Genomic DNA, 26,070 nt, shown 5'->3' on the forward strand with positions numbered 1-26,070 from the left:
GTCAATCGCCAGACTCGCCGACTGAGGGAAAAAAAGCCCGCCGGCAGGCGGTGCAGTAGGCCGACGGTTCGCTCCACTCCGCTTCCCCGACCCGCGTGGTGAGGATGCGTGGTTCGGGATCACCGGGTGATGGCGTCTGTCGGCACCCCGGGCATTGTTGTCTCTCGGCGGGTATGGTGCCGGCCGCTTGTTTCTGGAGAGCTTGGCGGAGCAGTTCGCGTGACACCGTTTGGCCCAACTGGACGACCAGTTCTTCGAGTTCCTCGAACGTCGTGCCCCACGGCGGCCCATCGGGTCCGAACAGCCTCTCGACCAACGTTTTGGCCACCCCGTCCAGGTACGCCTTATTCGCTGCGACTTCGGGACGAGCGTTATTGGGGCGTGCCATACCTGATCTCCACCAACGACTTGTGTGGCTCGCACGGCCGTTATTTCTTCGAGCCGCGGTCTATCATGATACCCCAACTTGCAAACCGTGTCGTGGCCCCCTCTGCGAAGGATCAGGGCGGTTGCCCTTGCGACCAGTTCTGGTGGTCCGGTAAATTTTATCAGCCCTTTCGATCCGCGTGCAGGAAAGGAAACCCGCACCGTGAAAAGCACCTATACGACCCCCGAAACGCTCTCCGAACGCGACGCGGCGTGGTTCGAGGAACTGACCGTCACGCTCGCACGCGGTCGCTCGGCCCTGCTCGGCCTTCAACACGAAGACGGGCACTGGGCCGGCACCGTGGAGACCAACGAACGCCTGGAAGCGGAATTGGTTCTTCTGCTCGCGTTTCTTGGCAAACTCCACAACCATCGTGCCGCCCCGGCCGCGCGTTCGATTCTGAGTACTCAACAGGCTGATGGCACGTGGGGCGATCTGGGCGCGTCCGTGCGGGCGTATTTCGCGCTGAAACTCGCCGGACACGCCGCCGCCACACCGCACATGACCCGCGCGGCCGAAGCAATTCGCGCGCGGGGCGGCGCGGCCGCCGCCGACCCACTCACGCGCGTGTGGCTGGCGCTGCTCGGCCAACTACCGCACTCCGCATGCGCCCGAACACCGGTTCAGACGGTGCTCCTGCCGAAGTGGCTCGGCGGTATCGATTCGTACCCCGAATGGGAGCGGGCTCAGCGGGTCGCGTTGGGAATCGCTCAGGTTCACGAACCGGTCGTTCCACTTGCGGAAGCGGTTGGTATCTCGGAGCTGTTCGTGCGCCCCGCTCCCGCACACAAGCCGAACAGGCCACGTCCGTTTCGCGGTCGCGCGGTCCGCGCCGCCACGAACTGGCTGCGAGCGCGGTACAGTGAGGACGGCCCCGACTCGAACTTCCGCGTACTCGCCTTCACGGCCGTCGCACTCAAATCAATCGGCGTGCCGGCCGACGACGCCGAAATGCACTGGGTGCTGACACAGCTCGAATCGCTGTGCACAATCGAGGGCGGCGCACTCACGGTGCGGCCGTTCCGGGCGCCCGTCCGTGACACCGCCCTCGCACTCCTCGCGCTGGCAGGCACCGAACCGAGCCGCCCGTCCGCGGCGCGCGATTCGATTGCCGAGTGGCTTCTGGAGCGCGGCTCCCGCCCCGCGCCCCGTCGCGACACCGAGACCGCCGCACTGGTCCTGACCGCCCTCGCCCGCGGGGGGCACGTGCGGAACGCTACGGCGAGCGCCGTGGTGTACCGTTCGCTCAACGAACTGCTGGCGCTCCAGAACCGTGACGGCGGGTGGGCGGCGTTCGACCGCGGGGTGAGCGGCGACCCGAGTTGCCCGGCGGTGACGGCGTGCGTGCTCGAAGCGATCGGGCACTTCGGGTTCCGCGTCGGGCAGCGGCCGGTCGACGCCGCGGTGCAGTTCATCCTCGACCGCCAGGAGGTCGCCGGGCAGTGGCACACCCGGTGCGGGGCCGGAGCGATCCAGACGACGTGGCGGGTGTTCGCCGGGCTCCACGCGGTCGGGTTCGACGTGTACGACCTCCCGATCCGCCGGGCGGTGCGCTGGCTCAAAGAATCTCAGAACGCCGACGCCAGTTGGGGCAGCGCGACCGAAACCGCGTGGGCGGTTCTGGCCCTCCTGGCCGCGGGTGAAGGGGAAAGCGAGGAGACCCGAGCGGGCGCCGAGTTCATCGCCGGCACGCAGCGCGCCGACGGCACCTGGCCCGAGAACGGCTTCCCCTGCACCGCCTTCGCCTCCGGGGTTGAGTTGCGGAGCGGAATCGACGCGGTGTGCGCTCCGCTGCTGGCGCTGGGGCGCTACGCGACCGACCGCGGGCAACCGGTCGAGGTCCGCAAAACGACGGTCCGCCGTGACGCCGGCCACACGCTCGCCGGGCCGAAAAGCACGCGGCACACCCTCGCGGAAATGTAGGCGTTTCGCGGGCCGGACACACGAGCGTCCGGCCCGCCTGTCGCTCAAACAACCACGATGTTTACCAGCTTCCGCGGCACCACTTTCACCATCTTCACGGTCTTCCCATCGATCGCGGCCTTCACGGCCTCGTCGGCGCGGGCCGCGGCTTCCAGTGCGGCGTCGTCGATCTCCGCGGGCACCTTCAGCACGGCCTTCTTCTTGCCGTTGATCTGAACCGGCACCTCGATCTCGTCGGCCTTCGCCAGCGCGGGATCGAACTTCGGCCACGGCGCGTAGGCGAGCGTGTCCGTGTGCCCCAGGGCGCGCCACAGTTCCTCCGCGACGTGCGGCGCGTACGGCGCCAGCAGCAGCACGAACGGTTCCAGCACCGCGCGGGGTCGCGCCTCCAGCTTGGTGGCGTGGTTTACGAACTCCATCATCGCGGAGATCGCGGTGTTGAAGCGCAACCCTTCGGTGTCCTCGCCCACCTTCTGGATGGTGCGGTGCAGCACGCGGAGCGTGTCGCGGTCCGGTTCCACGTCCTTCACAGCCGGGTTCAGCGTCAGCGACTCGGCCATGTCGTCGACGATCAACCGCCATGCGCGCGAAAGGAAACGGTAAACGCCCTCGACGCTCTTGGTGTTCCAGGGCTTCACCGCCTCCAGCGGCCCCATGAACATCTCGTACAGCCGCAGGCTGTCGGCCCCGTACTCCTTCACGATGTCGTCCGGGTTCACCACGTTCCCGCGGGACTTCGACATCTTGTGCGCGCGTGAATCGACGCGAATGCTGTTGTCCTCCTTCAGCACGAACGACGGTCCCTTTTTCTCAACCTGCTCCTCGGTGACGCTCACGGTCTGGACCGGGCCTTGCTTAATTTCGGCCAGTTCCTTCTCTTCATCGGTAACGGCATTTGCCGACACCCATTTCCCGCCCTTCTGGTAAGCAGTCAGCTCAACTTCTCCCAGAATCATGCCCTGGTTCACGAGCCGCTGGAACGGCTCCGGGCACGGCAGGTAGCCGCGGTCGAACAGCACCTTGTGCCAGAACCGCGCGTACAGCAGGTGCAGCACCGCGTGCTCGGCCCCGCCGACGTACAGGTCGATGGGCAGCCAGTGCTTCAGCTTCGCAGGGTCGGCGAACGCGCCCGTGTTCTGCGGGTCGATGTAGCGCAGGAAGTACCAGCACGAGCCGGCCCACTGCGGCATCGTGTTCGTCTCGCGCTTGAAGCCCTTCCCGCCCGCCGTCACGTTCACCCAGTCGGTCGCCTTCGACAGCGGGCCTTCGGGGGTGCCGGTCGGCTTGAAGTCCTCCAGGTCCGGCGGCACCAGCGGCAGGTCGCCCGGCGAAAGCGCGACCAGTTCGCCGCCCGCCCCGTGCAGCACCGGGAACGGCTCGCCCCAGTACCGCTGCCGGCTGAACAGCCAGTCGCGCAGCTTGTAGTTCACCCGCCGGTGCCCCACGCCGCGCCCTTCCAGGGTGACGATCACGTCGCGCTTCGCTTCCGCGGTGGGCAGCCCGTTCAGCCGCCCGCTGTTGATCGCGATCCCTTCCTCGCAGTACGGCTCCTTCAGATCCGAAACGGTGCTGCCGGTTTTCGCCAGCCACTCGTCGGTCGGCCGCACGACGGTGACGATCGGCAGCCCGAACTCCTTCGCGAACTCGAAGTCGCGTTCGTCGTGCCCCGGCACGGCCATGATCGCGCCGGTTCCGTAGGTCGCCAGCACGTAGTCCGCGATCCAGATCGGGATCTTCTCGTTGCCCAGCGGGTTAATGGCGTAGGCGCCGGTGAACACGCCGGTCTTCTTCTTGGCGGTCTCGGTGCGCTCGAAGTCGCTCTTCCGCGCCGCCGCCTGCTGGTACTCCTTCACGGCAGCGGCGTGCGACGGCGTGGTGATCGCCGGCACCAGCGGGTGCTCCGGGGACAGCACCATGTACGTGGCGCCGTACAGCGTATCGGGCCGGGTGGTGAAGACGCGCACGGTCGCGTCGTGGTCCGCCAGCTTGAACTCGACCTCGGCCCCCTCGCTCTTGCCGATCCAGTTCCGCTGCATCTCCTTGATGGAGTGCGACCAGTCCAGCGGCTCCAGGTCTTCCAGCAGCCGCTCGGCGTAGGCGGTGATCCGCATCAGCCACTGGCGCAGCGGGCGGCGCTCGACCGGGTGCCCGCCGCGCTCGGACTTGCCGTCAATGACCTCTTCGTTCGCGAGCACGGTCCCCAGCGCCGGGCACCAGTTCACCGGCACTTCCGCTTGATAAGCGAGCCGGTGATCGTCCTGGTACTTGCGCACCGCGTCCGGCCCCTGCCCCGTCACCTCGGCGGGGATCGGCAGCTCGGCGATGGGCCGGCCCTTCCTGGCGACGGGGTCGTACCACGTGTCGTAGATGGTCAGGAAGATCCACTGGGTCCACTTGAAGTAGTTCGGGTCGGTGGTATCGACCTCGCGGTCCCAGTCGTAGGAGAAGCCCAGCGCCTTGATCTGGCGGCGGAACGTGTTGATGTTCTGCTGCGTGGTGATGCGCGGGTGAACGTTCTTCTCGACGGCGTACTGCTCGGCGGGCAGGCCGTAGGCGTCCCAGCCCATCGGGTGCAGGACGTGGAAGTTGTTCATCCGCTTGAACCGCGCCAGGATGTCGGTCGCGGTGTACCCTTCGGGGTGGCCGACGTGCAGCCCGGCGCCGCTCGGGTACGGGAACATGTCCAGGATGTAGTACTTGGGCTTCCCTTCGGTGCCCGGCTCGCCCGGGTCGGCGGTGCGAAACGTCTTGTTCGTTTCCCAGAACTGCTGCCAGCGGCGTTCCACGTCGGCGTGATTATAACTCGGCATCGCGCGGCCTTGTGTGCGTGTAAATCGTAGGGCTTGGCTTACGCCGGCCCGAAACCCGCGTCCAGAAAAGTGATGACCGACAGGCGCCGGCGGTTCGCCCGCCCGCCGGGCCGCCGCGCCAGCCGGCCAGGTTCGCGCGTGGCGGGCGTTCAATGCAATGGAACTCGTGTCGGTCCGCACGGGTATTCCTCTGTTGCGGCCGGTTGGGCCAACCGCGATCGTTCGAACGAGTCGCTTCGCACCTACGCCACCGCCAATTCGAATTCGCAAAGCATTACGAATCATGATCTTGCAACTAACCTTCGGCCACCTCCCGGACCGCATCGGGCCGGTCGCTCCCGTCCGCTTGGGCGGGATTCGTGGGTAGCAAACGGGTAGCTCCTGGGGAGCGAATCGCCACCGTTCCGCCCGCGAATGTCCATTCGGTGCCCCAGCAGGTTCTGCTGTAACCCCCGTTACACCTCACGCAGCCGAGTGCCGCCCGGCCCGCTCCGGTCCGCTGCCGTTGGGGTAGCAGCGGAGGTGTTCGAAGGTAGCGAACGGAAGCGGAACCCCCACATCACCCCCGCTGTGTGGTAGCTCGGTGCCAGCTCCCGGACCACCGCCGCTTCCATCGGCAGCCCTCCGCCGCGCCCAGGTGATACGCGGCGCAAAGTAGCTCCCGGAGCTTGTACCCCTGGCCCACTCCCCTTCTGGCCGGGAGAGAAGACACGTCGGGAGCGCCGCGCAGCCGGTCCCTCCTGATTAACGATCCGGGTGGTTGTGTCTGTTTCTCGCGGCACAGGCATTCCTCAGTAGTTGCCACGGCTACGGCGTATTCGGTAGTTCGGTCGTTGATTGTCACAGAAACTCATGCGCCGCCCAAGCACAGTTGCAACCACTAACGAATGCCTGCGCCACAAAAAAACGAAGCCAACACCAGTAACCGGATCGTGCATGAACGGCGTTGTTATTGGCATCACTCTTTCATGAGCCGCAACCGCACGGCGTTGAGCGCGAGTTTCGCGGTGCGGCTCATGATCTCGTACCGCGTGCCGAGCCAGCCCCAGCGAACCACTTCGCACCCGTCGGCGTGCGCCAGCCCCACGTAGGCCGTGCCCACCGGGTTCTCCTCGGTGCCGCCGGCCGGTCCCGCGAAGCCGGTTGTTGACACGCCGTAGTCGGTTCCGAACTTCGCGCGGACCCCTTCGGCCATCGCCCGCGCCACCGGTTCGCTCACCGCGCCGAAACGGTCCAGCAGTTCTTTCGGAACCCCCAACTCGCGGTGCTTCACCTCGTCGGTGTAGCTCACCACGCCGCCCATGAAGAAGTCGCTCGCGCCGGGCACCAGGCACACCCGATGGGCCACCAGTCCGCCGGTGATGCTCTCCGCGGTCGCAAGGGTCTTGCGCTTCTCGTGCAGGAGCCGCACGACCGCCCCTTGCAAATCGTCGTCCTCGGTGCCGAACACCAGTTCGCCGAGGCGCTCGCGGATCGTCGCTTCCACCGGAGCGATCTGCGCCTCGGCTTCGGCCAGGGTCGGTGCGCGGGCGAGGATGCGGAGCGAGACCACCGCGTCGCTGACGGTGATGCCGACCTCGGGAACGTGCCCGCGGCGGGTGAGGTCGAGGAGCTTCGCTTCGACCGCAGACTCACCCGTGCCGAACGTGTTGATCTTGCGCTGGATGAACACGCCGCCGCCGAGTCCCATCGCCAAGAGCTTCGGCTGAACCTGTTCCAGGTACATCCGGTGCATCTCGGACGGCACCCCGGGCATCGCGATCACCTGGGCGCGTCCGACCTGCGCCCACACCCCCGGCGCAGTGCCTGCAACATTGAAAATGGGTTCCGCACCGGCGGGGATCAGCGCCTGAACGTGGTTGCGGTCCGGCATCACCCGCCCGCGCTTGGCGAACATCTCTGCGATGTGCGCCAGCGACGCCGCGTGTTCCACGAGTTCCACGCCGGCGGCCGTAGCGATCACCTCGCGGGTCAGGTCGTCTTGCGTCGGTCCCAGACCGCCCGTCGTAATGACGAGGTCCGCGCGCCCGGTCGCGATCTTGAAGCACTCGACGTTCTCGGCGAGGTCGTCGCGCACCGTCGTGTGAAACGCAACCGGGATGCCGATCTCGGCGAGCCGCCGGCTCAACCACTGCGCGTTGGTGTCGAGGTTCTGCCCGCTGGTCAGTTCGGTCCCGATGGAGATGACTTCGACTTTCATCGGCGTTGTTCCGGGGCTCAATTATGTGCGGTCCAGAAGGGAATGACCCTGGCGGTAGCTTACGCCCGCGCGGTTGCTTCGGCGCCGCACGTGTGGCCGGCGCCGGGTCGAGGTGTCCCGCCGGCCGGCGCCGACGTATCTTGATTCCACAACTACCACGGGGGCACCCATGCCGAAAGCAGTTCGCATCACCGAAACGGGCGGCCCCGAGGTGCTCCGCTGGGACGAGGTGGAGGTTGGCGCTCCCGGCGCGGGGCAGGCGCTCGTGCGGCACGCCGCCGTCGGTGTGAACTTCATCGACACCTACCACCGGTCCGGGTTGTACCCGGTCCCGCTCCCGAGCGGGATCGGCAGCGAGGCCGCGGGCGTGGTTGAGGCGGTCGGGCCGGGGGTGACAGTTGTGCGGCCCGGCGACCGCGTGGTGTACGCCGGCGGCCCGCGCGGCGCTTACGCCGAGAGCCGGCTGGTGCCCGCCGAGGTTCTGCTGCCGATCCCTGCGGGCATCGACGACCGGACCGCCGCCGCGGTGATGCTCAAGGGCATGACCGCGCAGTACCTCATCCGGCGCACGTACCCGGTGAAGGCGGGCGAAACGGTGCTGTTCCACGCCGCCGCGGGCGGGGTCGGGTTGATCGCGTGCCAGTGGCTGAAGGCGCTCGGCGCGACCGTCATCGGCACCGTCGGGTCGGACGAAAAGGCCGCGATCGCCCGCGCGCACGGGTGCGACCACGTCATCGTTTCCACGCGCGAGGACACCGCCGCCCGGGTGAAGGAACTCACCGGCGGGGCGGGGGTGCCGGTGGTGTACGACTCGGTCGGGAAGGACACGTTCCTCAACTCGCTCGACTGCCTGCGCCCGCTCGGGTTGATGGTGAGCTTCGGGAACTCGTCCGGCAAGGTGACGCCGTTCGACCTCACCATCCTGTCGCAGAAGGGTTCGCTCTTCCTCACCCGGCCGACGCTGGCCACTTACACGGCCACCCGCGCGGACCTCGAAGCGACCGCCAACGACGTGTTCGACGTTCTGCGCAGCGGGGCCGTGAAGGTCGAGGTGCGCCACGTGTACCCGCTGGCCGACGCGCAACAGGTCCACCGCGACCTCGAAGGCCGCCGCACCGTCGGCTCGGTCGTAATGACCCCCTGATCCCTCCCGCCTCGTGATCCATTTCCCGGAGACCCCGCGTGACGCCTTTTGATCGCTCGCGCCGCGAGTTCCTCGCGCTTTCCGCCACAACGGCAGCCGCCCCCCTCGCGGGCGGGTTCGCATCGGCGCAACCGCAAGACGCCGACGCCCCGCTGATCGCTTACGTCGGTACGTTCAGCTCTCCGCTCAAGGACGTGCTCCCAACGCAGGTCGATCTGCCGCCCGGCAACGGCCGCGGCATTCACACCTTCCGTGTGGACCGCACCACGGGCGCGCTGACGCCGACGGGCGTTCACGAGATGGGGACGAGCCCGAGCCATGTGGCGGTGAACGGGACCGGAACGCACCTGTACTCCGCGAACGAAACGGATCGCCAGGGGGAACAGAAGGAAGGCACCGTCACGGCGTTCGCGATCGACCGGAGCAGTGGCAACCTGAAGCCGCTCAATACTGTAAAATCCGGCGGCGCCGGACCGACTTACGTGAGCCTGCACCCGTCGGGCAAGTTCCTGTTCGTGGCGAACTACTTCGGGGGCTCGGTCGCGGTGCTTCCCGTACTCGACGACGGGAAACTCGGGGACGCAACGGATGTGAAGCGCGACGCCGGTAAGATCGGCCCGACGAAGGCCGCCAACGCCCCCAAGGGGAGCTTCGCTTTCAGCGGCCACGATCGCACCCACGCGCACCAGATCCAGACGGACCCGTCGGGCCGATACGTGCTGCACGTTGATCTTGGGTTGGACGCGATCTTCGTGTGGAAGTTCGACGCGAAGAACGGCACGCTGACGGCCAACGACCCCGCGTCGGTATCGCTGCCGCCGGGCGACGGCCCGCGGCACTTCTCCTTCCACCCCAACGGCAAATGGCTGTACTCGGTCCAGGAGGAGGGCTCCACCGTGGTGCGGTTCGAGTACGACGCCGACTCCGGCAAGCTGACCGCCCGACAAACGATCTCCGCACTGCCGAAAGGATATGCAGGGAGTAACTTCTGTTCGGAGATTCTGGTGTCGGCAGACGGGAAGTTCGTGTACGTCGGCAACCGGTTACACGACAGCATCGGCATTTTCGCAATTGGCGAGGCTGGCGATTTGACCCACGTGGGCGATGAATGGACGCGGGGCAACTACCCGCGGAGCTTCAGCTTCGACCCGACCGGGTCGTTTCTGTACTGCTGCAACCAGCGGGCGGACCACGTGACCGTGTTCCGGACGGATCGGAAAACCGGAGCGCTGGCGTTCACCGGGCACTACGCCCCGGTCGGTAACCCGTCGTGCGTTACGTTCCTTGATTTGAAGGCGAAGGGCTGAGGCCTCTGCTTCCGCCGCGCCCGTAACCACGGGCGCGGCGGGCGGCGTGAACCATCACGCGCCGCAACTCACCCAACACCAACCCGGCACTCGAAGCGCCCAGCGCGGGACGCAACAGCGACTCGGCACGAAGCGCACGTTCGGCACTATTAATCGCCCGTTCTTTCCTCGGGGCGTCTTCTTGTCGGGGGAGTGATACCGAATCCAGTAGTTTCAAGTTGGGCGATTTATGAGTAGCGGGCCGCATGGGTTTACCGGTCAATGGTGGTTACCACGCCTCCACTGTCGGAGCCCCCATGCGACCCAAACGTCAGTCTATCCGAGCCACCCCGGCCCACGCCACCCGGCACCTCCGTCCGGTCCTGACCGACTGGCTCGGCCGTGCGGTCCAACTGCCCAAGCGTCGCCGCACCTGTACACCCGAGGTGGTGTGGCGGGTGGTGCTGTTCGCCGCGGCGTTCGCCCGCTCGGTGGCCGCGGCCTGTGCCGCGATCGCCGACGCCCCGTCCGGGCAGGCCATCTGGGATTGCTTGTACCTCACGCTGCCCAAGCGGCGCCGCACCCTCGAGCGGCGGTTGCGGCCGGCCCTCCACGCCCCGCTCGGCAAGCGGAAGCGGGCGGCTCGGGTCGCGATCGACTACCACCGGATCGGGTACTTCGGGACGCCGAACCGGGACACCACCCGGTCCAAGGGGGCCGGCGGCACCCACACGTTCCACACGTACGCCACCGCGTGCCTCGTCGGGGGACCGGACCGGTACACGCTCGGGTTGACGGCCGTGGGCGAGAAGGAGCCGATGACCGCGGTGCTCACCCGGCTGTTGGATCAGGTGACGGCGGCACGGGTTACGGTCCGGGTCGCGCTGCTGGACAAGGCGTTCTTCTCGATCGCGGTGATGCGGTTGCTCCAGGCGCGGGGTGTGCCGTTCGTGATCCCGGCCGTGGTCCGGGGCCGCAAGCCCCGGCCCGGGGTGAAGGGGGTCGGGTTGCGGGCCGTGCGGCGGCGGGGCGCGGGTCGATATGCGTACACCCACGCGGATCGGGGCACCTCGGTGCGGGTGCACGTGGTGATCGCTCACAAGAGCTACCGGTACCGGCGGACCGGGGGCCGGCGGAGCAAGAAGTTACTGTACGCGGCGTGGCGGGTGAGCGGGAGCCCGGTGGCGATTCGGGACCTGTACCGGACCCGATTCGGGATCGAGAGCAGCTACCGCCAGTTGGGGCAGGTTCGGCCCCGGACCTCGACCACCGATGGGGTCGTGCGACTCCTGTGGGTGGCCGTCGGGCTGATCCTGCGTAACGCCTGGTTGTGGTCCCGCTCAGCCCGCGGCCTCGGGTGGACACTGGCGGCGGTATGCCTGATACTGTTGGCCGATGGGCTGGCACCTACAGATGGCGAAAATAAGTCCATTACTACTGCACGATCGGCCAACAAAACCAAGCCGCCAACTTGAAACTACTGGAATCCGGTTGAAGAATAACCTTCTTCTGTAGCCGGCCTCTGTGAGGCCGGTGCGACACCATCCATCTAGTATCCGTTCACGGGGTGGCGATGGGTGCCGGGAGGAGTGAGGGCACGGGTGTGCCGTTTCGTGCGGCCTGAATGGCGTCGGTTAGGAAGGTGAGCACGTTGCGGCCTTGCTGCTGGCACGAGGCGACGACGGTGAGCACCCGCTCGACGAATCGGGAGCCGCGTGCGGAGTCGGTGCCGTAACTGGTCTTGCGCCAGCACACGGCGTGGCGCAGGGCCCGCTCGGCCGCGTTGTTGGTGGGCTCGACGCCGTCCACCCGGGCGAACGTGTACAGGGCTCCACCGAACCGAAGCAACTCGCGGCACACGCCCGCGGTGATCGCGCACCCGCACGTGCGCCCGCGCCCCAGTTGGGCGTAGACGGCCGCCCGAACCCCGCCCAGGTGATGGGACACGAACCGGGCCCGGCTCAACGTCCCGTCTCGCACCCGGGGCCACGCGCCCAGGAGCGCATCGGCCGAGGCCAACAGGGCGGTCCCGATCGGGGACCCGTCGTTGCCCCGGTCGATCATCGCCTGGAAGTCCCGCCGCAGGTGCGCCCAACACACCTGGCGCCGGTCCGGTGACAGGTGGTCGTACACCGAGTACCGGTCGGTGGTGAGCACACCCGGGGTTCCCGGGATCAGTTCGCCCAACACCTTGCGGGCTCGGGACCGGCGGATCACGAACCCGGTCAACCGGTCGGCCACCGCGACCCACAGCCAGGCCCGGCTCCGGCCCTCGCGCCATCCGGTCTCGTCCACGTTCGCGGGCCTCCCCGTGAGGTGGGCGTGGACCGCCGTGGTGACCGGCTCCCGGGCGCCCGCGGTGCGGTCCTGGAGGTGGCACACGGCACCCGGGCTGATCGGCACCCCGAACAGGTCCCTCAGCACCCGCGCGACGCCCCGCTTGCCGAGTCGGTACGCCCCGGTCAGGACCGCGCAGGCGGCCTGGGTCCGGGGGCCGTATCCGCCCCGCACCCCGGGTGGCAATGGTGGGCATGTGACCCGCGCGCAACGGGGGCAGGTGAGCCGGTGTCGCCGGTACTCGGTCACCTGGGGCCGCACCGCGGGTAACTCGAGCACCTGGTGGCGAATGGGCTCGGGATCGGTCCCGGCGAGCGCACCGGAGCACCCGGCGCACACCTCGGGCCGCAACTCGAGGACCGTGTCCGGGGGCAGGTCCGGGCGGGCCTGCTTGGGGTGCCCGGGTTGCCCGCCGCGCCGCTTGCCGGTCGCCTTCTGGGTCGGGGCGGCCTTGACCTGCGGGCCGTCAGACGACGGGGGCTTGGACGAGTTGGACGAGCTCTGGTTGAGCCGGGCTTCCAGGTCCGCGATCCGGGCTTCCAAACCGTGACCACCGCCACGATGGCGGGCCGCAGGTCGGATGGGATCGCGTCCCACAGGTCCGCAGGGATGGAAGCAGGTCGGGTCATGTGGCCAAGAAGAACCCGAACCGTGATCGCCGGTCAACCCGAACACCCAACGGGCCGTGAACGGTTACGTGGTATGAGTGAGGCGCGACGAGGATACCCGAGCGACGTGACGGACGACGAGTGGTCGTTCGCGGCCCCGTATCTGACCCTGCTCCGAGAGGATGCCGAGCAGCGGACGCACGACCTGCGATCGGTGTTCGATGCGTTGCGCGGGGTGGTCAAGACGGGTGCCCACTGGCGGTACATCCCGAATGACTTCCCGCCGTGGGCGGCGGTGTACCCGCCGGCCCGGCCGTGGCTCGCGGCCGGGTGCTTCGAGGCGATGGCACATGACCTGCGCGAGGTGATCCGGGCGGCGGCCGGGCGGGACCCGAGCCCGACGGCCGCGGTGATGGACGGCCGCACCATCCCGTCCACGCCCGGGAGTGGGACCCGGGCCGGGTATGACGGGTACAAGCGGCGCCGCGGGTCCAAGGTGCATGTGGCCGTGGACACGCTGGGATTGCTGCTGGCGGTGCGGGTGACGGCCGCCAGCGAACAGGAGCGGGCGCAGGTGTTCGATCTGGCCTCGGACGTTCAGGAGGCGACCGGGCAGACGGTCACCCCGGCGTTCGTGGACCAGGGGTACACCGGAGATCCGCCGGCGGCGGATGCGGCGGCCCACGGCATCCGGCTGGAGGTGGTCAAGCGGCCCGAGGCCAACAAGGGGTTCGTGCTGCTGCCGAGGCGCCGGGTGGTCGAGCGCCGCTTCGGGTGGCTGGCTCGGTTCCGGCGGTTGGCACGGGACGACGAGCGCACCGCCGAGGTTCTGGCCGGGTGGCACTGGGTGGCATTCGCGGGCCTCATGCTCACCCGCGTCATGAAACTGGCCCAAGAGGTCGAAAATACAATATAACAATATGATATAATTAGCACATGATTACACTTGTTCCTGTGGCTCCCATGTGACTGCGCGTGAACCGCATGGTCGTTCAAGCCGTTCCGAACTGCCGGTCTCCGGCATCGCCCAGACCGGGCACAATGTAACCGACCTCGTTCAGGTGCGAGTCCAGCGCCGCGAGGTGAATCGGCACGTTCGGGTGAGCGGCCTGGAGTGCCGCGACGCCCTCGGGGGCAGCGATGAGGCCGATGAAAATCAGCCGCGGGGTGCCGGTTTTTTGAAGGATGTCAAGGGCCGCGATGGCGCTCCCCCCGGTTGCGAGCATCGGATCGAGGACGATGCCCACGTCCATCGTCGGTTTCGGCGGCAGCTTGTTGTAATACGTTACCGGCTTGAGCGTCGCGTGGTCGCGGTACAGACCCAGATGCCACACGGTTGCTTCGGTCAGAGCCTCGAGCATTGCCTCGGCCATACCCAACCCTGCGCGCAACACGGGAACGAACCCCACCTGGTCGGCGATGGTTTGGCAGGTGGTTTCGGTCAGAGGCGTGTGAACGAGTGTCGGTGCGAGGCGCAGGTCGTGGGTCGCCTCGAACAGCAGCACGCGCGAGATCTCGGCGACCTGATCGCGGAACTCCGGCGGCTTCGTCTCGACCGATCGCAGTCGGGCGAGTTTGTGCTGAATCAACGGGTGTCGGGACACGTTCACGGGCGCGGGCATGGGTTCCCCTGTGCGGCGTTAGGTGACTTGTTCCAGGACGAGCGGTTCGGACCCCGGCGGCGCGCCGCCGATGGCAAACGATTCTTTGAGAAGGTCTAGCGCGGCGCCCACCCTCGGCCCGCCGCGATGATGCACCTCGAACACCACGTGTTTCGTGCCGACGTGTTCGCCAGGTTTGGCGCGCACGATCACGCCGACCGCGGGGTCGATGGCGTCCTCGGCGCGGTCGCGCCCACCGCCGAGCAACCGCACGGCAACCCCCACCTTCTCCGCGTTCATGGAGACGACATAGCCGGCGCGGTCGGCGGTTACGGCCGTAATCGCGCCGGTAGACGGAAGGCGAGCGTAGTCGTCGATGACGCCGGGATCACCACCCTGTTGTTCGATGCATCTGCGCAGCACCTCGAGTCCGGTCCCGCTGGTCAGTGCGCCGCGCACCTGCTTTTCGGCACTGGCGTCGTCCGGGGCGATGCCGGCGAGTCGCACCATTCGCGCGGCGAGTGTGACTGACAGGTCGGTCAGGTCCGGCGGGCCGTTGCCTTTCAGCGTTTCGATGCTCTCGATCACTTCGAGCCCGTTCCCGACGTACCGACCCAGCGGGACGTCCATCGTGGTGATGAACGCGCTCATCCGGAGCCCATTTGCGGTGCCAACATTCACGATCGAGTCTGCCAGCGCCCGGCCCTGTTCGCGCGTCTTCATGAACGCCCCGGCCCCGCACTTCACATCCATTACCAAGCCCGAGATGTCCTCCGATAGCTTCTTGCTCAGGATCGAAGCCGTGATGAGCGGGATGCTCTCCACGGTCGAGGTGACGTCGCGCAGCGCGTAGAGCATCTTGTCCGCTGGCGCCACGTCGGCGGTTTGGCCGATCATGCCGAGTCCGACTTTCCGGAGCGCGGCGCGGAGCTCCGCTTCCGACAGGTTCACCCGGAAACCCGGTATCGCTTCGAGCTTGTCGAGGGTGCCGCCAGAGTGGCCGAGCCCGCGGCCCGACATCATCGGCACGACCACCCCGCACGCCGCCGCGAGCGGCCCCAAAATGAGCGACGTCTTGTCGCCGACGCCGCCGGTGCTGTGCTTATCGACCTTGGGGCCGTCGAGGTCGGAGAGGTCGAGGCGCTTCCCAGAGTTCGCCATTGCGGCGGTGAGGGCCGCGGTCTCGTCCGGGACCATCCCATTGAGGTAGATCGCCATGAGCAGGGCGGTGAGGTGGTACTTCTCCCACCCGCTGCCGTCGAGGCGCGCTGCCGCGGAAACGAACGCCCCGATTTGCTCGGGCGACAGCACGCCGCGGTCGCGCTTGGTCTGGATAACGTCCCCGGGTCGCATGAAGTCCCCTCGGCGCCGTTGCGGGTAAGCGGAGACAGCATACCCGGCTTGCGCGGGAGGGCCAACGGTTCCCAAAGGTCACGCCACGGTTTGCGCCGTGACATCCTCTGGTTTATGGCAGCATGTATCTCGTTTGCGGAACGGGCATCCCGGCCGTTCGGTGAAGAACCGTGGGAGCCGGTCGTCTTGGCTGAGCACCGCGGCCCGCAGTTGGAGGATCGATTCGGCACCGTCGGGACGGTTCCAGTGCTTCTGCGTGCTCTTCACCCGTGCGTTGACCTCGCCCACCAACGACTCGACCAAACTGCTGGTCGTCGGGAGCCCGTGGCGTCGGTACCGCGGATAGTCCATGCGATTACGATTATTCCCCAGGTAGCTCCGCGCCTGGGCCACCACCCGGCGCGGGTCCCTTTGCTCCTCGGCCGTCACCGCCTCGCTCGGTGGGGTTTCGCACAGACGCGCCTGCCACTGGTCCAGTTCCACCAGTACCTCCCCGGCTCGGCCTTGCCAGCACGCCCGCATCCACACCCGGTATTGGGACCAACCGGCGCCCTCATCGGCGCTCACCGCCGCGGCCGCGGAGAACACGTAACAGACCGCGTGCAGGAAATCCTCGATCGGCTCGAAGTACCCGAAGTACCCGCGCCAGATGGTCCAGTTGTACGCTTGACCGTCGGCCACGAACGCGCGCCGCGGGGCCGCATAGAAGCGCCGCTCCTGGGCCTCCGCGGCCATCATCAGGCCGAACGAGGCGCTCGTCTCCAGGCTCGCCACGCACGTCCGTACCAACCGCGTCGGGGACCACCGCTCGGTCCCTTCGGGACCACCGCGGGGATCACGAACGGCACGTTGTGGGACTGGAGCAACCGCATCACCGCGATCGTGAAGAACGCCTTATCCAGCAGCGCCACCCGGACCGTAACTCGTGCGGCCGTCAGCTGATCCAGCAACCGGGTGAGCACGTCGGTCATGGGCTCCTTCTCGCCTACCGCGGTCACCCCGACCGTGTATCGGTCCGGTCCCCCGACGAGACACGCGGTGGCGTACGTGTGGAAGTTGAGGGTGCCCCGGCCTCCTTGGACCGGGTCGTGTCCCGGTTCGGTGTCCCGAAGTACCCGATCCGGTGGTAGTCGATGGCCACCCGCGCGGCCCGCCTCCGCTTCCCCAGTGGTGCGTGCAGGGCCGGGAGCAACCACCGCTCGAGGGTGCGGCGCCGCTTGGGGAGCGCTAGGTACTAGCAATCCCAGATGGCCTGCCCGGACGGGGCCTGGGCGATGGCGGCACACGCGGTGGCCACGGACCGGGCGAACGCGGCCGCGAACAGGATCACCTGCCACACCACCTCCGGGGTGCACCGGCGGCGCCGCCTGGGCAGTTGGACCGCTCGACCGAGCCAGTCGGTGAGCACCGGCCGCAGGTGTACGGTGGCATGGCCCCGGGTTGGTCGGATAGACTGGGTCTTGGGCCGCATGGGGGCTCCGGCAATGGGGGCGTGGTAACCACCATTAACCGGCAAACCTATGCGGCCCGCTATTCCTAAATCGCCGCCAACTTGAAACTACTGGAGTCGCAACCACGGGTGGCATTTCTTGACCCAAGTGCGGTCCAATCGGCGGGTCGACATCGACCGTACGGATAACAAGCCGATCTGCGAGCAACCGATCGCGAGCACCGGCACCATTGTTCATGTCGAAGGGTTTGGGCTCGTGAAGGCGTTCCGGCTCGTGGCCACAAATGGCGACACGGAACACGGGATCACCAACGACCTGACCATGGATGAGCTCGTTCGGGTCACGTACGCCGAGCGGTCCTGGGCGATCGAGGAATACCACCGCGGGCTCAAGCAATACACCGAAGTGTAGCGGTGCTCAGCCCGCCGTACCCGCTCACAACGGAACCACATCGGGTTCGCGTTGCGCGCGTTCGTGCGGCTCGAGTGGCACCGGTTCCGTACCGGCATCAGTTGATTCGAAGCTAAATGGAGCATCATCCGTGAGGCCGTCCGGACCTATCTATCAGACCCGCGTTACCGATTGCCCGGAGAGGCAACTGCGTAACTCCTAAGAAAGCCAGTTCGACGCGCCCAGATGTCCGCAGTGCCTACTCCTTGTTCAGCACCAAGTCTACGACCCAGCACCCGCGCACGTGCGGCCCCGGCCCGCGGCAGTGGTTCAGGATGTCGGCGCGGTCGCACCCGGCGTCCTGGAGCGCGTCCGCCAGAATCGGCATCGCGGAGAAGTCGCGGGACTCGTACATGTCTGCGGCGATCGCAACGACGGTGCCGGTAAGCCACTGCGGGGCCAGAGCCGCCGTGCGGCCCCGCAGGCCGAAAACGCATTCGACAAGCCGGGCGCATTCTTCGCGGGACCATACAGCCTGTGCCAGCCGGAGCGCGGCGTGGGCTCCCGCCCAGGGAAACACCGACGTCATTATCAAGGCAACCCGAGCCTCCGCCTGGGACGAGGCGAACTGATGCACGTCGTGCGCGTCAATCGCTGACTCGGCCACCGGACCCAGTGAAGCGTGCGGTTGCTCAGCGCGGGCCTCGGTCTCGGCGAGCAGCGTGTCCAAGTCGTCGCTCGGCGTGCAACAGGCACAGCGGCAGCAAGCGACGGTGAAGAGTAACAGTTTCCGGTCAGTATGATTGGGCTGAACGCAGTCGAGCACGTCCAGTGGGTCAAGGCCGGCCAGCCGCTCCCGTTGGGCTTGTTCCGCCTGCGGGAGCAATTCCGGTCGTCGCTGCACGAGTGCCGCACGTCGGGCCTCGGCGTCCTCGTCCCCCGGCCGATCGCGTAACACGGCCTCGTAGGCTACGAGTGCGTCGTCCCACTGCCCGGCTCGCTCGGCACCCCACGCACGGGTGATCACATCGTCCCGTGTCGGCGTCAAGAGTCGGTAGCGCACGGCAAAAGGGCGAACCAGACACCACACACACCACCCGGCTGAGTACACAGTGCAGGCGACGACCAGACCGACAAACACCAGCGCCATCAGAGTAGCCCCGCCCACGCCCCGCCCTCCTCTCGCAGCCAGCATGACCGATCCGCGCCCGCTCACGCTCCCAGCGAAGCCGTTTGCCCCACTCATCACCGCCTTCGCTTCCCTTCCTTGCTCCCAGCTTGTCGCGGCTCCCAACGCCGTGCGGCCTTGCCGAGTCCTGAAATGTGGCGCCTGGGTTCCGCGGTGACGGGTCACACAGTCGAGACAACTAGCCGGATGGCGTCCTTCTCGGGAATGCCCGCGACCTCAGCCACAACAGGGTAAAGTTGGAGGACATCCCAGCCTTTGACACCCCGCAGGAACTTCACAGCTTCTTGAAGGTCCATTCCGTTACTGAGCGCAGTACGTAAGGCAATCTCGACCTCATCACGAAACGGGCCGGTCGGCACGTCTTGAACGCGCTCCGCCAACCTGCGCCAGCCCAGCGCGCGCAGAATCGGAGTGACCACGCCACTCAAACCGACCACGAGCAACGCGGCCAGCATCAGCCACGGGTTCGGCAACGGGGCGACGACAGCGCTCAGTAGCACCCCACCGCACAGGCCCCGAACTTAAAGCAGCCTCGCGCCCCATCTTGTCAGGTCGCTCGGGTTCATGTCCGTCTCCGCTTCGACAAGGACTCGCACTCAGCATGACCGATCCGAACCCGCTCGCCAAGGCTCAATTAATTCGCTCGCCCTTGCGGACGACAAACACCCTGGACACCTACCTTGTGCGGTTGCGCTGCGTTAACTGGTTCCGGTCCCGCAAGCGAACAGTATCACGCTCGCACCGGGAGCGAACCTCTTTCCTCGCATCGTGTCCGTCTTGTGCCAGTCGGCACCGCCGGCGGCCCCGCTCTGGATTCACTCGTTGTGAAAAAAAGGCCGCACCTGCGGCCGGGCGTGGGAAGCCAGCTCACCGCAGTCGCTCGTTGCGGCTGAGGAGCTTCAGTACCATGCAGCCACGCAAGGTTCACGTCAACGTCGGCACCTGGGTGCCCCTCTGGATTTTGGCATTTGTGAACGGTATGGGAGCCGGCTGGGGAAGCCGTGGCAATCTGGGAGGGATGCTGATGCCGACGCTGACTATAGAATACAGTACCGAATCCGAACGGTTGGCCTTGGAACAACTGCTGGGCTATTTCACGGACCTGAATCGTCTGGCCCAAGAAGCTCCCGACGGCACGGTCCTGGCCGCCTGCGAGAAGCATGCACTCGATCAAGGGCGCAAACTGTTGCGGACCACACTCGGTGCCGCCTTGGGTTCACGGATCGAGAAGGACGAGCAAAAAGGGGGCGCGCCCGCACCTGCGCGAAGACGCACCCCGGGCGCTCCAAAGGACCGCACACCCGAACGGTTGTGACCGCCGTTGGTCCGATTGAGCTGGAGCGGAGGTATTTCCACTGCCCCACTTGCGGGCAAGGCGAGTTCGGAGCCGATCGCGGGCTGGGCCTCAGCGGCTACGTCACCCCGGGCGCCTGTCGGATGGCCGTCTTGCTGGGCGTCCAACAGTCCTTCGCCAAAGCCGAAGTGACTCTGGCCGAGGTGGTCGGCTGGGAATTGGACGACAACACCATCCGGCAACTCTGCCACGCCACGGCGGCCCAGGCCACCGCCACCCGGCAACACCGCTCGACCGCTGAAGTCTTCACCCGAGCCCAAGCCGCGGCCAGGACCGAGCGGCCGGTGGACAGCGAGTTGCACATCGACGCGGGCAAGGTCAACACTGTGGAGGACGGTTGGCGGGATCTCAAGATGGCCGTTTTTGCCCGGCGCGAGCGAAGTGCGCCGACCACGGCGATGGACTGGGAGGGACGCGACCTGCCAACCCCGTTGGCGCGGTCGGTGATCGCGGCCGTGGAGGAGGCGAGCCTGTTCGGGAAGCGGTGTCACGACGAGGCCACGCGACTGGAGTGGACCGATTCGAGCCAAATGACGGTACTGGGGGATGGGGCCGAGTGGTTGTGGAACGTGTCCGAGCAGCACTTCCGTGACGCGACCCAGGTCCTCGACTTCTGGCATGGGGCGGAGTACCTCGCCAGCGGGGCGAAGGCGGTGTTCGGTCCCGGGGGCCAAGCCGCGACGGCGTTTGTCCGGGGCAAGTCGAAGCTGCTGGAAGACGGATATCCCCAGTGCTATGCACATCTTGGATTTGTATAACTGATTGCGGATTGCTGATTTAGGGTTTTCACTGCGACGAAATTGGGGTTAACCGAGTGGTCGTGGGACGCGGGGTGGTGCGGGGTCCGCGACCCGGGACATGGAGGTCACCGTGATTCTGCCACCTCATCAGCGCGTCCCACGCTCCCAACCGCACGCGCCCACGGACTTCGCGCGCCAGGTCCTGGAGGGCCTGCCACTGGCCCACGCGTCGCTCGCACTCTTCGCCTATGGCGTTCCCGACCCGGTCCTCGCGGACCTCTACGAGCGACATCGGGGACGCGGCTATGAGGACGTCGTGACCTTCGCCCAACTGGTCACCTGGATCTTCGATGCGCTCATCGAACACCAGGGCTCGGGGCGGCAGGCCCACCTGCGACGCCACCGGCAACCCGACGACGGGTGCCACGAAGCGTTCTACGGCAAGCTCCGGCGCATCCCCCGGGGCCTGAGCGAAGCGTTCCTGCGGGACGTCACCGACCGGTTCACCGCCCTGTTCCCCGAGGTCGTCGCGCACCGCCTTCCGACCTCCTTCGACCGCCTGGAGGTTCTGATCCTCGACGGCAAGAGTCTCAAGAAGGTGGCCAAGCGACTCGTCGACACGCGGGGCACACCGGGCAAGCTCTTGGGCGGAAAACTGCTCGTGGCGTACCGGCCCCGTGACGGGTTGGTGCTCGACATGGCGGCCGATCTCGATGGCGAAACCAACGAGGCCAAACTGATCCCCGATTTGATGCCCCGAGTGCACGCCCGAGGCGGTCCGGCGAAACTGGTGGTCGGGGATCGGTTGTTCTGTGCGTCGAAGCACTTCGCCGAGTTCACCAAGGACAATGGTCATTTCGTGGTGCGGTACGCGCGGACCCTGTCGTTCGAACCCGACCCGAAGCGCCCCGCGGTCACGACCGCGGACCCATCCCAACGAGCCGTGGTCGAAGAATGGGGGTGGGCCGGGAAGCCCAAGGACAAGCTCCGCCGGTACGTCCGGCGGATCACCGTCGCGCGCCCGGTGGGCGAAGCGATTACAATCCTCACGGACCTGCTCGATTCGGCCCCATACCCGGCGACCGATCTGTTGGACCTGTACCGCATCCGGTGGACCATCGAAGGCACGTTCCAAAAGGTGACGGCGATCTTCGCCCTGGGTCGGTTCATCGGTTCGACACCGGAGGCGACCGTGTTTCAGGCGTCGATGTGTTTCGTCCTCGCGAACGTGGTGCAGGTCCTCCAGGGCTATGTGGTTGCGAAGCGGAAGGTGACCATCGACGACCTCTCGACGGCGCAGTTCTGCACGGACTGGCATCGTCAGTTGGCCGCGCTCAAGGAGTTGGTCGAGGTGTCGATGATCGTGTCCCTGATCCCGACGGATCAGACGGCAGAGAGTGTGGGAACGTTGTTGGATCAGTTATTGGGCACGATGTGGAAGCCGGGCTGGGACAAGACACGCAACAAGGCGCCCCGTGCCCACCCGCACGCCGCGAAACAGAAGGGGGCACACACCTCCGTCCAACGGCGTCGACAAGCCCACAAGCCCAACGAGGATCCCTGAACTCAGTTGTGCACAGCACTGGGATATCCCGGGTTGGTGGACTGGATCGGAGAACTGACCGGGCAGATGCCCGCCGGAGGCGACGGAGCCGCCTTGGGCGGCGTATTGAATTACTTTTGTGGCCGACAGGGGCGGTTGAATTATGCGGTGCGTTTGCGGCGGGGGCAGTCGATTGGAAGCGGGTTGGTGGAGGGAACGGTTAAGCAATTGCTCAACATCAGAATGAAACAAACTGGGGCGAGATGGAATCTGGGGCATGTGGCACCGTTTGTCGAACTGGGGGCATTAGCAGCGGGGCCGGAGTGGAAGGGGTTTTGGGAAAACCAATAACGGGCCAAAATCCAGAGGGGCACCCTCGGCACCATCGGCCACATCGACCACGGCAAGACCACCCTGACCGCCGCGATCCTCGCGGTGCAGGCCCACAAGGGCCTCGCGGAGCCCAAGAAGTACGCCGACATCGCCAAGGGCGGCACCCGGCGCGACGAGACCAAAACCGTCACCATCGCCGCGGCGCACGTGCGCTACGAGACCGACACGCGCGCCTACGCGCACACCGACTGCCCGGGCCACGCGGACTACATGAAGAACATGATCACCGGGGCCTCGCAGATGGACGGCGCGGTGCTGCTCATCTCGGCCGTGGACGGCCCGATGCCGCAGACCCGCGAGCACGTCCTGCTGGCCCGGCAGGTGGGCATCGAGCACCTCGTCGTGTTCGTCAACAAGGTCGATCTGGTGAGCGACACCGAACTGCTCGACCTGATCGAACTCGAGACCCGCGACCTGCTCACGCGGTACGGGTTCGCCGGCGACGCGGTGCCGTTCGTCCGCGGCAACGCGAAGGGCGCGCTCGACCACCCCGGCGACCCGGCGTTCTCGGCGTGCATTACGGAGCTGATGGACGCGCTCGACGCGCACGTCCCGGCCCCGGTCCGTCTGGTCGATAAGCCCCTCCTCCTCGCGGTGGAAGGGGTCTACTCGATCGAGGGGCTGGGTACGGTCGTGACGGGCCTCATCGAGCAGGGCAAGGTGGCGCCGGGCGACAAGGTCGAACTTCTCGGCTCGGGCGACGCCGTGGAAACGGTGGTCACCGGGGTGGAAGCGTTCCACCGCCCGCTGGCCGTGGCGGAGGCGGGGCTGAACGTCGGGGTACGGTTGCGGGGCGTGAAGGCGGACCAGGTGCAGCGCGGACACGTGCTGGTCGCGCCGAAGTCGATCCGCCCGCGGGCGAGGTTCCGCGCCGAGGTGTACGCGCTGCGGAAGGACGAGGGGGGGCCGGCACACCCCGTTCTTCCGCGGGTACAAGCCGCAGTTCTTCCTGCTGACCACGGACGTGACCGGCGTGGTCACGATGCCCGCCGGCGTTGAGATGGTGATGCCGGGCGACAACGCCCGCGTCGAAGTGAACCTCGACCGGCCGATCGCCCTGGAGGCGGGCAGCCGGTTCGCGATCCGCGAGGGCGGCAAGACCGTCGGCAGCGGGGTCGTGAGCGAGGTGCTGGAGTAGCAACGAAAGTGGCCGCGGGCCGATACAGATCGGCGCGAATCGAAACGAAGAACGGACCACCGCAAGGCGAGTTCGGCTCTTTCAGTTCCGATCCGCGTTTGATCTGCGTCGGCCCGCGGCTACTCTTTCTTGTGTTGCCCTTTGGTCTCCCGAACGGGGAGTTTTCGATGATCGGTGCGATCGTCGGTGACGTGATCGGTTCGGTCCACGAAGGCTCCGGCACGAAGACCAAGGAGTTCCCCCTGTTCGTCGAGGACAGCCGGTTCACCGACGACACCGTGCTGACGGTCGCGGTGGCGGAAAAGCTGCTCCACGGTGGCGAATACGTCAACCGGTTCCACCGGTATTTCCACCTGTACCCGCTGGCGGGGTTCGGCGGCACGTTCATCCGCTGGGCCGGGACGTTCGAGCGCGAGCCGTACAACAGTTGGGGCAACGGCTCGGCCATGCGGGTGTCGCCCGTCGGGATCGCGTTCGACACACTCGAAGACGTGATGAGCCACGCCCGACAAAGCGCCGACGTGACTCACAACCACCCGGAAGGGGTGCGGGGCGCACAGGCGACTGCGGTCGCCGTGTTCCTGGCACGCACCGGAAAATCGAAAGACGAGATCCGCTCGCACATCGAATCGGAGTTCGGTTACGACCTGAGCGCCCGGCTCGACGACATCCGCCCGGGGTACGCGTTCGACGTATCGTGTCAGGGGTCGGTGCCGCAATCGCTCGTCGCGTTCCTCGAATCGGAGAGCTACGAGGACGCGGTCCGCAACGCGATCTCGCTCGGCGGCGACGCCGACACGATGGCCGCCATCGCCGGGGCCGTCGCGGAAGCGTTCTACGGCGGGGTCCCGGAGCACATCGCCGCGCCGGCGCTGGAGCGGCTCGACGGCCGGCTCCGGGCGATCGTGAACGAGTTCAGCCGCGTGTTCGGACACAAGATCTGGCACAAACCGCCCCGGAAGACGCACTCATGATCGTGACCGACTCCGCACTCGACATCGACACCCCCACCGGGCCGATGCGGACGTACTTCTACGCCCCGTCGGAACCGGGCCGCCCGCCCGCGCCGCGCCCGGGGCTGGTGCTGTACTCCGAGATCTTCCAGCAGACCCCGCCGGTCCGCCGGTTGGCGTTCAACTTCGCCAGCGCGGGTTATCTGGTCGCGGTGCCGGAGGTGTACCACGCCCACGAACCGGCCGGGTGCGTGCTCGGGTACGACGACCCCGGCAAGAACCGCGGCAACGCCCTCAAGCAAATCATCCCGATGAGCGACTTCGACGCGGACGCCCGCGCCGCGGTGGACGCCCTCAAGGCGCACCCGGGTTGCACAGGAAGCGTCGGGGCGGTGGGCATCTGTCTCGGCGGGCACCTCGCCTTTCGCGCCGCGCTGCTACCCGATGTGAAGGCCGCGGCGTGCTTCTATCCGACGGACATTCACTCCGGAACTCTTGGCAAAGGCGGAAGCGATTCGCTCGCGCGAGCGAAGGACGTGCGGGGCGAGTTGCTGATGGTGTTCGGCCGGCAAGACCCGCACGTTCCGCGCGAGGGCCGGCGGCTGATCTACGATACACTCACCGACGCCGGCGTGTGGTTCACCTGGCACGAGTTCAACGCCGCGCACGCGTTCCTGCGTGACGAGGGGGAGCGGTACGACCCGAGCGCGGCGCGTTCCGCACTCGGGCTCGCCACCGACCTGTTCCGGCGAGCGTTGTGATTCGGCTTTGAGGTATCTCTGTCGGTAGACCGCGCCGTTCCGGCGCGGTCTACAAGAATCCGATCAACTCACGAGCAAGTCTGACGCCACCACTCTGGGTGGGGGCAAGGAGCGCCCAATGCGCCGTCCGTTTCAGATGCGGTCGCGTGCGAAGTGACACGCCGCGGGCTCACCGGCTCCGCCCCGCCGCCTCCGGCTCGGCCCGCTTCAGGTCGTACTCGTACTCGCCGTACTCGGCCGCGTGCTTGCCCTTCTCCGTCAGAGAGTAGGTGGCGTCGAACGGTTCGTCCTCAGACCCGGCCACGCGCTCCAACAGCCCTTCGGTCACCAGCGCCGTCAGGAACGAGCCGTCCTTGGTGTTGCGGGTCGGGGCCAGCCGGAGCGCGCGACCGGTGAGGGGCTTCTTGCTGCGCTTGGCGGTGCGGAGCACTTGCCACGTGAAGTGGGACGTAGGGCGTACGGGCACGGG

Annotated in this window: 20 protein-coding genes and 4 pseudogenes; 12 read left to right on the forward strand and 12 right to left on the reverse strand. The window is 67.0% G+C overall.

What is annotated here, in order from left to right:
* Position 1: 1 nt before the first annotated feature.
* Positions 2-388 (reverse strand): hypothetical protein, encoded by a 387-nt coding sequence (locus GobsT_RS22015; protein WP_148087733.1) that lies wholly within the window; start codon positions 386-388, stop codon positions 2-4.
* Positions 389-589: 201 nt separating this feature from the next.
* Here GobsT_RS22015 and GobsT_RS22020 point away from each other — a divergent pair, with 201 nt between their 5' ends.
* Positions 590-2,350 (forward strand): prenyltransferase/squalene oxidase repeat-containing protein, encoded by a 1,761-nt coding sequence (locus GobsT_RS22020; protein WP_162542141.1) that lies wholly within the window; start codon positions 590-592, stop codon positions 2,348-2,350.
* A 44-nt stretch (positions 2,351-2,394) separates the two neighbouring features.
* On the opposite strand, the gene leuS is transcribed toward GobsT_RS22020, so the two are convergent.
* Positions 2,395-5,160 carry a leucine--tRNA ligase gene (leuS, locus tag GobsT_RS22025; protein WP_010048679.1) on the reverse strand — a complete coding sequence of 922 codons (2,766 nt, stop codon included), beginning with the start codon at positions 5,158-5,160 and terminating at the stop codon, positions 2,395-2,397.
* A 958-nt stretch (positions 5,161-6,118) separates the two neighbouring features.
* On the reverse strand, positions 6,119-7,360 hold the full coding sequence (locus GobsT_RS22030) for a competence/damage-inducible protein A (RefSeq protein ID WP_010048682.1): 1,242 nt from the start codon (positions 7,358-7,360) through the stop codon (positions 6,119-6,121).
* Between the two features lie 169 nt (positions 7,361-7,529).
* Here GobsT_RS22030 and GobsT_RS22035 point away from each other — a divergent pair, with 169 nt between their 5' ends.
* The 3 genes from GobsT_RS22035 to GobsT_RS22045 all read left to right on the forward strand — a co-directional run bounded on the left by GobsT_RS22035 (position 7,530) and on the right by GobsT_RS22045 (position 11,265).
* On the forward strand, positions 7,530-8,504 hold the full coding sequence (locus GobsT_RS22035; RefSeq protein ID WP_010048684.1) for a quinone oxidoreductase family protein: 975 nt from the start codon (positions 7,530-7,532) through the stop codon (positions 8,502-8,504).
* Between the two features lie 38 nt (positions 8,505-8,542).
* The gene (locus GobsT_RS22040) at positions 8,543-9,811 is read left to right on the forward strand and encodes a lactonase family protein (protein WP_010048686.1); all 1,269 of its coding nucleotides are present in this window, start codon (positions 8,543-8,545) and stop codon (positions 9,809-9,811) included.
* Between the two features lie 296 nt (positions 9,812-10,107).
* Entirely contained in the window at positions 10,108-11,265 is a 1,158-nt protein-coding gene (locus GobsT_RS22045; RefSeq protein WP_010033207.1) for a transposase, read from the forward strand.
* 74 nt (positions 11,266-11,339) lie between these two features.
* Here the strand turns inward: GobsT_RS22045 and tnpC are convergent.
* Positions 11,340-12,756, reverse strand: a pseudogene (tnpC, locus tag GobsT_RS22050) (IS66 family transposase).
* A gap of 73 nt (positions 12,757-12,829) precedes the next feature.
* Here tnpC and GobsT_RS22055 point away from each other — a divergent pair.
* Positions 12,830-13,651 (forward strand): IS5 family transposase, encoded by an 822-nt coding sequence (locus tag GobsT_RS22055; protein WP_033198625.1) that lies wholly within the window; start codon positions 12,830-12,832, stop codon positions 13,649-13,651.
* Between the two features lie 76 nt (positions 13,652-13,727).
* Here the strand turns inward: GobsT_RS22055 and upp are convergent, their stop codons facing one another.
* The 5 genes from upp to GobsT_RS39855 all read right to left on the reverse strand — a co-directional run bounded on the left by upp (position 13,728) and on the right by GobsT_RS39855 (position 17,160).
* Positions 13,728-14,357: a uracil phosphoribosyltransferase gene (upp, locus tag GobsT_RS22060; RefSeq protein ID WP_010042397.1), complete on the reverse strand. Its 630-nt coding sequence runs from the start codon at positions 14,355-14,357 to the stop codon at positions 13,728-13,730.
* Positions 14,358-14,375: 18 nt separating this feature from the next.
* A complete protein-coding gene (locus tag GobsT_RS22065; RefSeq protein WP_010042399.1) occupies positions 14,376-15,689 on the reverse strand; it encodes a thymidine phosphorylase in 1,314 nt (437 codons plus the stop codon).
* Positions 15,690-15,767: 78 nt separating this feature from the next.
* Positions 15,768-16,463: a hypothetical protein gene (locus GobsT_RS22070; RefSeq protein WP_029601000.1), complete on the reverse strand. Its 696-nt coding sequence runs from the start codon at positions 16,461-16,463 to the stop codon at positions 15,768-15,770.
* On the reverse strand, positions 16,427-16,660 hold the full coding sequence (locus tag GobsT_RS39850; RefSeq protein WP_010042404.1) for a hypothetical protein: 234 nt from the start codon (positions 16,658-16,660) through the stop codon (positions 16,427-16,429). Before GobsT_RS39850 ends, GobsT_RS22070 begins: the two co-directional genes overlap by 37 nt.
* Positions 16,661-16,923: 263 nt before the next feature.
* Positions 16,924-17,160, reverse strand: a complete 237-nt coding sequence (locus tag GobsT_RS39855; protein WP_010042406.1) for a hypothetical protein — start codon at positions 17,158-17,160, stop codon at positions 16,924-16,926.
* 118 nt (positions 17,161-17,278) lie between these two features.
* On the opposite strand from GobsT_RS39855, the gene GobsT_RS22080 reads away from it, so the two are divergent.
* Entirely contained in the window at positions 17,279-17,551 is a 273-nt protein-coding gene (locus GobsT_RS22080) for a hypothetical protein (protein ID WP_010042408.1), read from the forward strand.
* 238 nt (positions 17,552-17,789) lie between these two features.
* On the opposite strand, the gene GobsT_RS22085 is transcribed toward GobsT_RS22080, so the two are convergent.
* Entirely contained in the window at positions 17,790-18,557 is a 768-nt protein-coding gene (locus GobsT_RS22085) for a hypothetical protein (RefSeq protein WP_168217239.1), read from the reverse strand.
* A 323-nt stretch (positions 18,558-18,880) separates the two neighbouring features.
* On the reverse strand, positions 18,881-19,174 hold the full coding sequence (locus tag GobsT_RS22090; protein WP_010042414.1) for a hypothetical protein: 294 nt from the start codon (positions 19,172-19,174) through the stop codon (positions 18,881-18,883).
* Between the two features lie 694 nt (positions 19,175-19,868).
* Here GobsT_RS22090 and GobsT_RS22100 point away from each other — a divergent pair.
* The 6 genes and pseudogenes from GobsT_RS22100 to GobsT_RS22125 form a co-directional block, all read left to right on the forward strand.
* Positions 19,869-20,801 (forward strand): annotated as a pseudogene (locus GobsT_RS22100) (ISKra4-like element ISGob7 family transposase); the annotation flags it as partial.
* Between the two features lie 142 nt (positions 20,802-20,943).
* On the forward strand, positions 20,944-22,377 hold the full coding sequence (locus GobsT_RS22105) for a transposase (RefSeq protein WP_162097345.1): 1,434 nt from the start codon (positions 20,944-20,946) through the stop codon (positions 22,375-22,377).
* Between the two features lie 21 nt (positions 22,378-22,398).
* A pseudogene (locus tag GobsT_RS22110) lies at positions 22,399-22,707 on the forward strand (hypothetical protein); the annotation flags it as partial.
* Between the two features lie 9 nt (positions 22,708-22,716).
* Positions 22,717-23,887: pseudogene (gene tuf, locus GobsT_RS22115) on the forward strand (elongation factor Tu).
* Between the two features lie 167 nt (positions 23,888-24,054).
* Positions 24,055-24,861 (forward strand): ADP-ribosylglycohydrolase family protein, encoded by an 807-nt coding sequence (locus tag GobsT_RS22120; protein WP_010042426.1) that lies wholly within the window; start codon positions 24,055-24,057, stop codon positions 24,859-24,861.
* A complete protein-coding gene (locus GobsT_RS22125; RefSeq protein WP_010042428.1) occupies positions 24,858-25,601 on the forward strand; it encodes a dienelactone hydrolase family protein in 744 nt (247 codons plus the stop codon). Before GobsT_RS22120 ends, GobsT_RS22125 begins: the two co-directional genes overlap by 4 nt.
* A gap of 169 nt (positions 25,602-25,770) precedes the next feature.
* On the opposite strand, the gene GobsT_RS22130 is transcribed toward GobsT_RS22125, so the two are convergent.
* Entirely contained in the window at positions 25,771-26,067 is a 297-nt protein-coding gene (locus GobsT_RS22130) for a hypothetical protein (RefSeq protein WP_010042430.1), read from the reverse strand.
* Between the last annotated feature and the right edge of the window lie 3 nt (positions 26,068-26,070).

Origin of the sequence: Gemmata obscuriglobus, from assembly GCF_008065095.1 — a bacterium.
GTDB classification, from domain to species: Bacteria; Planctomycetota; Planctomycetia; order Gemmatales; family Gemmataceae; genus Gemmata; species Gemmata obscuriglobus.

Excerpts from the sequence above, each read along its gene's own strand:
- GobsT_RS22015 (WP_148087733.1), bottom strand. The coding sequence starts at position 388 with ATGGCACGCCCCAATAACGCTCGTCCCGAAGTCGCAGCGAATAAGGCG.
- leuS (WP_010048679.1), bottom strand. The coding sequence starts at position 5,160 with ATGCCGAGTTATAATCACGCCGACGTGGAACGCCGCTGGCAGCAGTTC.
- GobsT_RS22030 (WP_010048682.1), bottom strand. The coding sequence starts at position 7,360 with ATGAAAGTCGAAGTCATCTCCATCGGGACCGAACTGACCAGCGGGCAG.
- GobsT_RS22035 (WP_010048684.1), top strand. The coding sequence starts at position 7,530 with ATGCCGAAAGCAGTTCGCATCACCGAAACGGGCGGCCCCGAGGTGCTC.
- GobsT_RS22045 (WP_010033207.1), top strand. The coding sequence starts at position 10,108 with ATGCGACCCAAACGTCAGTCTATCCGAGCCACCCCGGCCCACGCCACC.
- GobsT_RS22055 (WP_033198625.1), top strand. The coding sequence starts at position 12,830 with ATGAGTGAGGCGCGACGAGGATACCCGAGCGACGTGACGGACGACGAG.
- upp (WP_010042397.1), bottom strand. The coding sequence starts at position 14,357 with ATGCCCGCGCCCGTGAACGTGTCCCGACACCCGTTGATTCAGCACAAA.
- GobsT_RS22065 (WP_010042399.1), bottom strand. The coding sequence starts at position 15,689 with ATGCGACCCGGGGACGTTATCCAGACCAAGCGCGACCGCGGCGTGCTG.
- GobsT_RS39850 (WP_010042404.1), bottom strand. The coding sequence starts at position 16,660 with ATGACCGACGTGCTCACCCGGTTGCTGGATCAGCTGACGGCCGCACGA.
- GobsT_RS39855 (WP_010042406.1), bottom strand. The coding sequence starts at position 17,160 with ATGCGGCCCAAGACCCAGTCTATCCGACCAACCCGGGGCCATGCCACC.
- GobsT_RS22090 (WP_010042414.1), bottom strand. The coding sequence starts at position 19,174 with ATGCTGGCCGCGTTGCTCGTGGTCGGTTTGAGTGGCGTGGTCACTCCG.
- GobsT_RS22120 (WP_010042426.1), top strand. The coding sequence starts at position 24,055 with ATGATCGGTGCGATCGTCGGTGACGTGATCGGTTCGGTCCACGAAGGC.
- GobsT_RS22125 (WP_010042428.1), top strand. The coding sequence starts at position 24,858 with ATGATCGTGACCGACTCCGCACTCGACATCGACACCCCCACCGGGCCG.